Source organism: Streptomyces sp. NPDC030183 (genome assembly GCF_055573455.1).
The window spans coordinates 1-8,515 of record NZ_JBVIBK010000035.1; the positions used below are offsets into that span (position 1 = coordinate 1).

The 8,515-nt window shown below is 72.3% G+C and carries 7 protein-coding genes; 5 read left to right on the forward strand and 2 right to left on the reverse strand.

Translation table 11 applies throughout. The annotated features are described in order from the left end of the window. Positions 1 to 244 precede the first annotated feature (244 nt). The 3 genes from ACZ4Z2_RS32555 (at position 245) to ACZ4Z2_RS32565 (ending at position 3,664) form a co-directional block, all read left to right on the forward strand. On the forward strand, positions 245 to 1,156 hold the full coding sequence (locus ACZ4Z2_RS32555; RefSeq protein WP_468080947.1) for an MBL fold metallo-hydrolase: 912 nt from the start codon (positions 245 to 247) through the stop codon (positions 1,154 to 1,156). A gap of 240 nt (positions 1,157 to 1,396) precedes the next feature. Next, on the forward strand, positions 1,397 to 2,443 hold the full coding sequence (locus tag ACZ4Z2_RS32560; protein WP_468081039.1) for a phosphotransferase family protein: 1,047 nt from the start codon (positions 1,397 to 1,399) through the stop codon (positions 2,441 to 2,443). A gap of 6 nt (positions 2,444 to 2,449) precedes the next feature. Further along, positions 2,450 to 3,664, forward strand: a complete 1,215-nt coding sequence (locus ACZ4Z2_RS32565; protein WP_468080948.1) for an acyl-CoA dehydrogenase family protein — start codon at positions 2,450 to 2,452, stop codon at positions 3,662 to 3,664. A 249-nt stretch (positions 3,665 to 3,913) separates the two neighbouring features. Here ACZ4Z2_RS32565 and ACZ4Z2_RS32570 read toward each other — a convergent pair whose 3' ends face one another. Both ACZ4Z2_RS32570 and ACZ4Z2_RS32575 read right to left on the reverse strand, forming a co-directional pair. Beyond that, positions 3,914 to 4,507: a TetR/AcrR family transcriptional regulator gene (locus tag ACZ4Z2_RS32570; RefSeq protein WP_468080950.1), complete on the reverse strand. Its 594-nt coding sequence runs from the start codon at positions 4,505 to 4,507 to the stop codon at positions 3,914 to 3,916. A 161-nt stretch (positions 4,508 to 4,668) separates the two neighbouring features. Continuing rightward, positions 4,669 to 5,430, reverse strand: a complete 762-nt coding sequence (locus ACZ4Z2_RS32575; protein WP_468080952.1) for an SDR family oxidoreductase — start codon at positions 5,428 to 5,430, stop codon at positions 4,669 to 4,671. 225 nt (positions 5,431 to 5,655) lie between these two features. Between ACZ4Z2_RS32575 and ACZ4Z2_RS32580 the strand changes: the two genes are divergently transcribed. After that, positions 5,656 to 6,912: an exo-beta-N-acetylmuramidase NamZ family protein gene (locus tag ACZ4Z2_RS32580; protein WP_468080954.1), complete on the forward strand. Its 1,257-nt coding sequence runs from the start codon at positions 5,656 to 5,658 to the stop codon at positions 6,910 to 6,912. Positions 6,913 to 7,080: 168 nt separating this feature from the next. Continuing rightward, a partial coding sequence (locus ACZ4Z2_RS32585) for a hypothetical protein (RefSeq protein WP_468080955.1) occupies positions 7,081 to 8,515 on the forward strand: 1,435 nt, incomplete at its 3' end.

The following is an 8,515-nucleotide window of genomic DNA, read 5'->3' on the forward strand; positions in this document are numbered from 1 at the left end:
GTCTTCAAACGGTCATCGACATGCACGTACAGTGCCGTCAAGAGGGTGTCTAAATCGGTCGTCACAACCCGATGTTGGACACCCTCCCTCCGTTCGTGAACCCCTTAATCGGAACTACTCGTCTAGGAGCGTCCGTTCCGGCCGCTTCGGTGCGGTTCCCTCACCCCGGATTCCGGTGGATCGTCGCCGACTGGCAGGCTCTGAGCACCAGTTGGCGGCGATTCGGGGGATGAAGGGGGTCACCATGACCGCAGCGGAGCCGTACACCGTCGAGTTGGCCAGTGACGTGTACGCGTATGTGCAGCCGGACGGCGGATGGTGTCTCAACAACTCGGGGTTCGTGAGCGACGGCACCACCACCCTGCTGGTGGACACCGCCGCGACCGAGCGCCGGACCCGGGCGCTGGGCGCCGCGCTCGACGCGACCGGCGTCCCCGCTCCGCGCCTCCTGGTCAACACCCACCACCACGGCGACCACACCTACGGCAACGGCTTCTTCACGCCGGCCGCCACGCTCGTCTCGCACTCCGCCTGCCGCCGGGAGGCCCTGGCCAGCGGGCAGCACCTGCATCTGCTGTGGCCCCGGACCGACTTCGGCGACATCCGCGTCCAGGGCGCCGACCTGACGTACGACGACCGGATGACCGTGCACGTCGGGGACATCGAGGCGCGGGTCATCCACCCCGGCGTCTCGCACACGGTCGGCGACTCACTGGTCTGGCTGCCCCACCGGAGGATCCTGTTCGCGGGGGACCTGGTGTTCGAGGGGGGTACGCCGTTCTTCCTCATGGGGTCGCTGAGCGGCTCGCTGCGGGCCCTCGCGCTGATGCGGGAGCTGGGCGCCGAGACCGTCGTACCGGGGCACGGGCCGGTGACGGACCCGTCGGCGTTCGACCGGGCCGAGCGGTACATCCGGTTCGTGGCGGAGGTCGCCGAGAAGGCCCACGGGGCGGGACTCACCCCTTTGGAGGCGGCCCGGACCACGGATCTCGGCGAGTACGCCGAGCTCCCCGAGAGCGAGCGGCTGGTGGCCAATCTGCACCGGGCCTACGCCGAGCTGGACGGGCTGCCCGAGGGCGAGGGCGTGGACCCGTTCGCCGGGTTCATGGACATGGCGACCATGAACGGCGGGGAGATGATGACCTGCCACGCGTGACGGCGACGGCCGGGGATCCGGCGGCCTCGCGCGGCCGGATCCCGATCCCTGGAGACGCCGACGGCGGATCTCGCGGAGACCCGGAGACCGATCCCGCGGAGACCCGGAGGGCGATCCCGTCGAGACCCGGAGGGCGGATCCCGTGGAGACTCCGGTCACTTTCGTCCTGCCCACTGGACGACATACCGACCGGTCGGCATCATGAGTTCGGTTCCGTTCTTCCCCCGCGTAGGAGCGATGATGCACCCAGACCACCCGCCAGGTCTCGACCCCGACCGGCTCCGCGCCCTGCTCGACGCCGAGCGGCCCGGGCTGGTGGCCGGTCCGCTCACCGGCCGGCTGATCGAGGGCGGGCGGTCGAACCTCACGTACGAGGTCACGGACGGCGTCGCGAAGTGGGTCGTCCGGCGCCCTCCCCTCGGCCACGTACTGGCGACCGCGCACGACATGAGGCGCGAGCACCGTGTGATCAGCGCACTGCACCCGACGGACGTCCCCGTGCCGCGCCCCGTACTGCTGTGCGAGGACGAGGAGGTGCTCGGCGCGCCCTTCTACGTCATGGACTTCGTCGAGGGCACCCCGTACCGCACCGACGAGCAGCTCGCGCCGCTCGGCGCCGAGCGCACCCGGGCCGCCGTGCTGGGCCTGGTCGACACCCTGGTGGAACTGCACGCGGTGGACCCGGCCGAGGTGGGCCTCGCCGACTTCGGACGCCCCGAGGGCTTCCTCGACCGGCAGCTGCGGCGCTGGGGCAAGCAGCTCGACGCGTCCCGCAACCGCGAGCTGGCCGGCATCGACGAACTGCACGCGGCCCTCGGCCGGCAGCTCCCCCACTCCCCCGCCCCGGCGATCGTCCACGGCGACTACCGGCTGGACAACGTCCTGCTGGGCGAGGACGACCGGATCAGGGCGATCCTCGACTGGGAGATGTCCACCCTCGGCGACCCGCTGACCGATCTGGGTCTGCTGGTGATGTACAGCGTCCCGCTCGGCCTGCCCGACTCCCCCGTCTCGACGACCGCGACGGCCGCCGGGCACCCCGATCCCGCCGAGATCGTGGCCCGCTACGCCGAGCGCTCGGGCCGGGACGTGTCGTCCGTGGCCTGGTACACGGCGTTCGCGTGGTTCAAGCTCGCCGTGATCCTGGAGGGCATCCACTACCGGTACACCCTTGGCCAGACGGTCGGCCGCGGCTTCGACCGCATCGGCGACCTGGTCCCCGTCTTCATCGAACACGGCCTGACGACTCTTCGTACCGGCTCCGGTTCCGGCTCCCAGGAGGGCTGATCCACCATGGACTTCGCTTTCGACGCCCGTACGGAGGAGCTGCGCGTCAAGCTCCTCGCGTTCATGGACGAGTACGTCTACCCGGCCGAGGCCGTCGCCGAGGAGCAGCGGGCGGCGCTGCCCTCGCCGTGGGACACCCCGGCCGTGGTGGAGGAGCTCAAGGCGGAGGCCCGCAGGCAGGGCCTGTGGAACCTCTTCCTGCCCGACTCCGAGTACGGGGCCGGCCTCACCAACCTCCAGTACGCGCCGCTCGCCGAGATCACCGGGCGTTCGCCGCAGCTGGCGCCCACCGCGCTGAACTGCGCGGCGCCGGACACCGGCAACATGGAGGTGCTGACGCAGTTCGGCGACGACACGCAGAAGAAGCAGTGGCTGGAGCCGCTGCTCTCCGGTGAGATCCGGTCCGCGTTCGCGATGACCGAGCCGGAGGTGGCCTCCTCCGACGCCACCAACATCACCACGCTCATCGAGCGGGACGGCGACGACTACGTCATCACCGGGCGCAAGTGGTACATCTCCGGGGCGATGAACCCCGACTGCAAGATCTTCATCGTGATGGGCAAGACGGATCCGGACGGGGCCGACATCCGCCGCCAGCAGTCGATGGTGCTGGTGCCCCGTGACACCCCGGGTGTCACGGTGAAGCGGGCCATGCGGGTCTTCGGGTACGAGGACCACTACCACGGCGGCCACGCCGAGGTGATCTTCGACCGGGCACGGGTGCCGGTGTCGAACCTGATCGGCGAGGAGGGCGGCGGCTTCGCCATCGCCCAGGCCCGGCTCGGCCCCGGCCGCATCCACCACTGCATGCGGCTCATCGGCATGGCCGAGCGGGCGATCGAGCTGATGTGCCGGCGGGCGGTGGCCCGCGAGGCGTTCGGCAAGGCGCTGGCCCAGCAGGGCGTGGTGCACAACTGGATCGCGGACGCGCGGGTCGCGGTCGAGCAGCTGCGGCTGCTGGTGCTGAAGACCGCGTGGATGATGGACACGGTCGGGAACCGGGGGGCCCACACCGAGATCCAGGCGATCAAGATCGCGACCCCGCGGACCGTCGTCGACATCATCGACCGGGCGATCCAGTTGCACGGCGCGGGGGGTGTCAGCCAGGACTTCCCGCTGGCGGAGCTGTACGCGGGGGCGCGGACGCTGATGATCGCGGACGGGCCGGACGAGGTGCATCAGCGGTCGCTGGCGCGGCGGGAGCTGACGCGGTACGTGTGACCTCCGGTGCGGGCAGGGCGCCTGGTGACTCGGGGACGCCGGTGGTTCTGGCGGGTGCGGGCGGTTTCGTGGTTTCTCGCGCAGTTCCCCGCGCCCCTGAAAAGCGGCCGGGGCTTCGCCCCGTGCTTTTCAGGATGAAGGGCGGGCCGCAGACCCGTTCCCTTCAGGGGCGGGGGGAACTGCGCGACAAGCCACAACCGACCCGCACCCGCCAACGCACCCCGGCCCCACCCCCGTACGCGCCCGGCGCTACGGCCGAAGCGCGCGCAGCAGCAGGTCGGCCAGGTGGTCCGCGACCTCCTGCGGGCCCATCGGGCCGTCCGGGCGGTACCACGTGGACAGGTGGTGGACCGAGCCGAAGTGGTAGTCGACGACGAGGTCCGCGGGGGTGGTCTTGGAGAAGACGCCCGACTCCTGGCCTTCCTCGATCAGCGCGCGGAAGCGCTCGTGGTAGCGGCGGCGCTCGGCGCGCACCTGCTTGTTCTTCTCGGGGCTCAGGTGGTGCATCGAGCGGAAGAAGATCATCGCGTCGTCGAGGTTGTCGATGGTGGTGACGACGACATCGGCGGCGGCGCCCCGCAGCCGCTCCTCGACCGGCGCGTCGGCCCCCGCGAACGCGTCGAGCCGCTCCTGCTGGATCCGCAGCACGCGCGCGTACACCTCGTGCAGCAGGTCGTCCTTGGAACCGAAGTAGTGGTACAGCGCGCCCTTGGTGACGCCGGCCGCCTCGACGATCTCCTGCACGGAGGTGCGGTCGTAGCCCCGCTCGGCGAAGAGCCGGGTGGCGGCGGCCAGCAGCCGCTGCGGGACGGGGGTACCGTCTCCGTCCGTCGTCCTGGGCACTTCCGCCACCTGCCTTTCGGAGTTTTGTCGTCGCCTACTGGTCGTCCCGCGGCCGTCGAACGGTTCCCGGCCGGCCGGACGGGCCGGAGGTGGACGATCCCGTCGCAGGATCATCCCACCTCCGGCCACCGGTCCGCCGGGCAGGTGGGTCGGCGGGTGGGTCAGCCCGCGGTCTCCCACTTGCGCTGGATGTGGTTCATGTTCGTCAGCCAGCGCTCCGGGTCGGCCGCCCGCGCCTGGTAGAAGTCCGCCACCTCGGGGTGCGGCAGGATCAGGAAGCGGTCCTTCTCGATGCCTTCGAAGAGCGCGTCGGCGACGTCCTCCGGTTCGATCGCCGTCGGCGCGAGCACGAGGTCGCCCGCGCTGCCGGACGCCGTCAGCATGTCGGTGCGCACCCCCTGGGGGCAGATCGCGTGCACCTTGAGGCCCCGGTGCCGGTAGGTGAGGGACAGCCACTCGGCGAAGGCGTACGCGCCGTGCTTGGTGACGCTGTAGGGCGCCGCGCCGATCATCGTGAGCAGCCCGGCCGCCGAGACGGTGGAGACGAAACGCCCGCTGCCGCGCTCCAGCCACTGCGGGAGCAGTTCGTGGGCCGCCCGTACGTGGGCCATCACGTTCACGTCCCAGGCGAGCGACCAGACCTTCTCGTCGGCGGCCTCCGTCCCGCCGGAGGCGACGCCCGCGTTGGCGCAGTACACGTCGACCGTGCCGCCGAGCGCCTCACGCGCGGGGCCGATGATCGCCGACGCGTCCCCGGGCACGGCGATCCCCCCGATCTCGTCGGCCACGGACCGCGCCCGGTCCCCGTCGAGGTCGTTCACGACGACCCGGGCACCCTCCGCCGCGAACCGCCGGGCCAGCGCGGCGCCGATCCCGCCCCCGGCCCCCGTGACCACCACACCCGCACCCTGCACGACACCCACTCCGGTCTCCTTACGCGAGGCTCACGACCACCACGAACGGCTCATCGTCCGCAGTCAGACTAACCGGTCGGTATGTCGCGAGGAAGGGGCGTCGGCACCCCGCCGGACGGGCGCACGGTGCAGCGCCCCACCGGCCGCCGCGGACCGGCGGCCTGTAAACCGCGCGGGGAAGCGCTTAGCTTGCAGGGACGCCGCTTCCCGCATCGCGCTCCGGAGGTCACCCCCATGCGCCTCTCCCGCCGCACCTTCCTCGCCGCCTCCACGGCGACCGCCGCGGCCACCACCGCCTGCGCCTCCCCCGGAGGCCCGCCCGCCTCCGGGGAGACGGCCCCCGCACGGCTGCGCACCGGCTTCGAGCGCCTCGCGGCGGGCGGCTACCGGCCCCTCGACGGCCGACGGATCGGCATCGTCACCAACCCGACCGGGATCACCCGCGACGCCCGCCACATCGTCGACGTCATGCACGCCGACGACCGGGTGGACCTGAGAGCCGTCTTCGGTCCGGAGCACGGCTTCCGGGGCACGGCGCAGGCCGGCGGTTCCGAGGGCCGCCACGACGACCCGGCGACCGGGCTGCCCGTCTACGACACGTACCAGAAGAGCGGCCGCGCCCTCGCGGACATCTTCACCGCCTCCGGTGTGGACACGGTCGTCTTCGACATCCAGGACGTGGGCGCCCGCTTCTACACCTACATCTGGACGCTGTACGACTGCATGGAGGCGGCCCGGATCGCCGGGAAGCGTTTCGTCGTGCTCGACCGGCCCAACCCCGTGACGGGACGGGCGGCACAGGGCCCCGTCCTGCACAAGGAGTTCGCGACGTTCGTCGGTCGGCAGCCGATCGCGCAGGCGCACGGGATGACGGTGGCGGAGCTGGCGCGACTGTTCAACGGGGAGTTCCTGGAGGAGCCCGTACCGCTGGAGACGGTGCTGATGTCGGGGTGGAGGCGGTCGCGGTTCCACGACTCCTCCGGGCTGCCCTGGGTGCCGCCGAGCCCGAACATGCCGACACCCGACACGGCGCTCGTGTACGCCGGGACGGGCCTGTTCGAGGGGACGAACCTCTCGGAGGGGCGGGGCACCACCCGCCCGTTCGAGCTGCTCGGCGCGGAGGGCATCGACCGGCGGTGGGCGGCGGCCGCGAACGAACTGGGGCTGCCGGGAGCCCACTTCCGGGAGGCGTACTTCACGCCCACGTTCTCCAAGTTCCAGGGGAAGACCGTCGGCGGTGTGCAGATCCACGTCCACGACCGGGCCGCGTACGACCCCGTGCGCACCGGGATCGGTCTGCTCGTCACCGCGAAGAAGGTGTGGAGCGGCTTCGCCTGGCGCCCGGACCACTGGATCGACAAGCTGACCGGGTCGGCGCGGGTGCGCACGATGATCGACGCCGGGGCGGACACGGACGAGGTCGTGGCCGGCTGGCGGGAGGAGCTGGCGGCGTTCCGGAGGGTGCGCGAGGAGTATCTGCTGTACCGGTGACCCGCCGGGGGGGCCGGGGGCGCCGGGCCGCACCCGGTCCCCGACATCCCCGATGCCCCCGAAGCCCTCGATGTCCCCGCGAAAGAGCCGTACGTGACGTATGGCCATCTTTCACCGTTGGCAGGACCATGCGCCTGAGCGCACCAACGGGGCCGAAGGGGGCTCGTCATGGCGGTTGCGGACATGAGCGTGACGCCCTACTGGGACGTGACCTTCGACGCGGACGGTGACGCGGACACCGGCCGGCGGGACCGGCTGCTCGACGAGGTGGTGCGGCGCGGGGTGGTGGACCTGGTCGTCTTCGCCCACGGCTGGAACAGCGACCGTTCCGGGGCCACCGCCCTGTACAGCAGGTTCTTCGCCCCGTTCCCGGCGCTCGCGCCCCGGGCGCGGCTCGGCTACGTCGGGGTGCTGTGGCCCTCGATGCGGTTCTCCGACGAGCCGATCCCGGACTTCCCACCGGCGCGGGCCCCGGCACCCGGCCGTCCGGCGCTCGACAAGCGCACCCGGCACGCGCTCGTGGAGGTGTTCCCGGGCCGGGCCACGCTCGTGGAGCAGCTTGCGCGGCTGCTGGAGCAACGGCCGGACGACGGGGCCTCGTTGGCGGAGTTCGGCAGACTGGTACGGCTGCTGGTGGAGGTGCCGCCGCAGGGGCCGCAGGGCGCGTTCACGGCGGACACGCTGGCCGAGGGGGTGCCGGAGGGCACGCCCGGGATGCTGTGCGGGGACACGGCGGGGGTGTGCGCGGAGTTCGCGGCGGCGCTGGCGCAGGACGAGGCGGCGGCCGGAGCGCCCTCCGCCGCGTCCGCCATCGGACCCTCGGCCGTCATGACCGGTGCCGCCGTACCGGGACCGCAGGTCTGGGACGGTGCCCATGAACTGCTGCGTCAGGCCACGTACTTCGCAATGAAGCGGCGGGCCGGGACGGTCGGGGAGCGTGGGCTGGGGCGGCTGCTCGGGCAGGTGGCGCGGGAGGCGCCGGACGTCCGGGTGCATCTCGTGGGGCACAGCTTCGGCGCGCGCCTGGTGTCGTTCGCGCTGCGGGGGCTGCCGCGCGGGGTGCGCACGGTGAAATCGGTGACGCTGCTCCAGGCGGCGTTCTCGCACTACGCGTTCGCGGCGCGGCTGCCGCACGACCCCCGGGCGAGCGGAGTGCTGAACGGGCAGCAGAAGCGGATCGACGGCCCCCTGGTGTGCTGCCACTCCCGGCACGACTCGGCGCTCGGCACGATCTATCCGCTGGCGTCCCGGATGGCGGGCGACGCGCGGACGGTGCGGGGCCTGAGCGTGAACAGTCTGCTGGGCGCCAAGTGGGGGGCGCTCGGCTACGGCGGGATCCAGGCGGTGAAGGGCACCCGCTCCCTCACGCTCTCCGACGCGCTCGACGGACGGCTGCCGGCGTCCGGGTGCGTGAACGTCGACGCGTCGGCGGTCGTCCGGCGCGGCGGTGCGCCGTCCGGCGCGCACAGCGACATCTGCCACCAGGAGCTGGCGCGGATCGTGCTGGCGGGGGGGGGGGGGGGGGGGGGCCCCCCCCCCCCCCCCGCCCTCCCCCCCCCCCCCTTCTCCCCCGTTCGAGGGGAAACCCCCCACCCCCCTGAAA

Excerpts from the sequence above, each read along its gene's own strand:
- ACZ4Z2_RS32555 (WP_468080947.1), top strand. The coding sequence starts at position 245 with ATGACCGCAGCGGAGCCGTACACCGTCGAGTTGGCCAGTGACGTGTAC.
- ACZ4Z2_RS32560 (WP_468081039.1), top strand. The coding sequence starts at position 1,397 with ATGCACCCAGACCACCCGCCAGGTCTCGACCCCGACCGGCTCCGCGCC.
- ACZ4Z2_RS32565 (WP_468080948.1), top strand. The coding sequence starts at position 2,450 with ATGGACTTCGCTTTCGACGCCCGTACGGAGGAGCTGCGCGTCAAGCTC.
- ACZ4Z2_RS32580 (WP_468080954.1), top strand. The coding sequence starts at position 5,656 with ATGCGCCTCTCCCGCCGCACCTTCCTCGCCGCCTCCACGGCGACCGCC.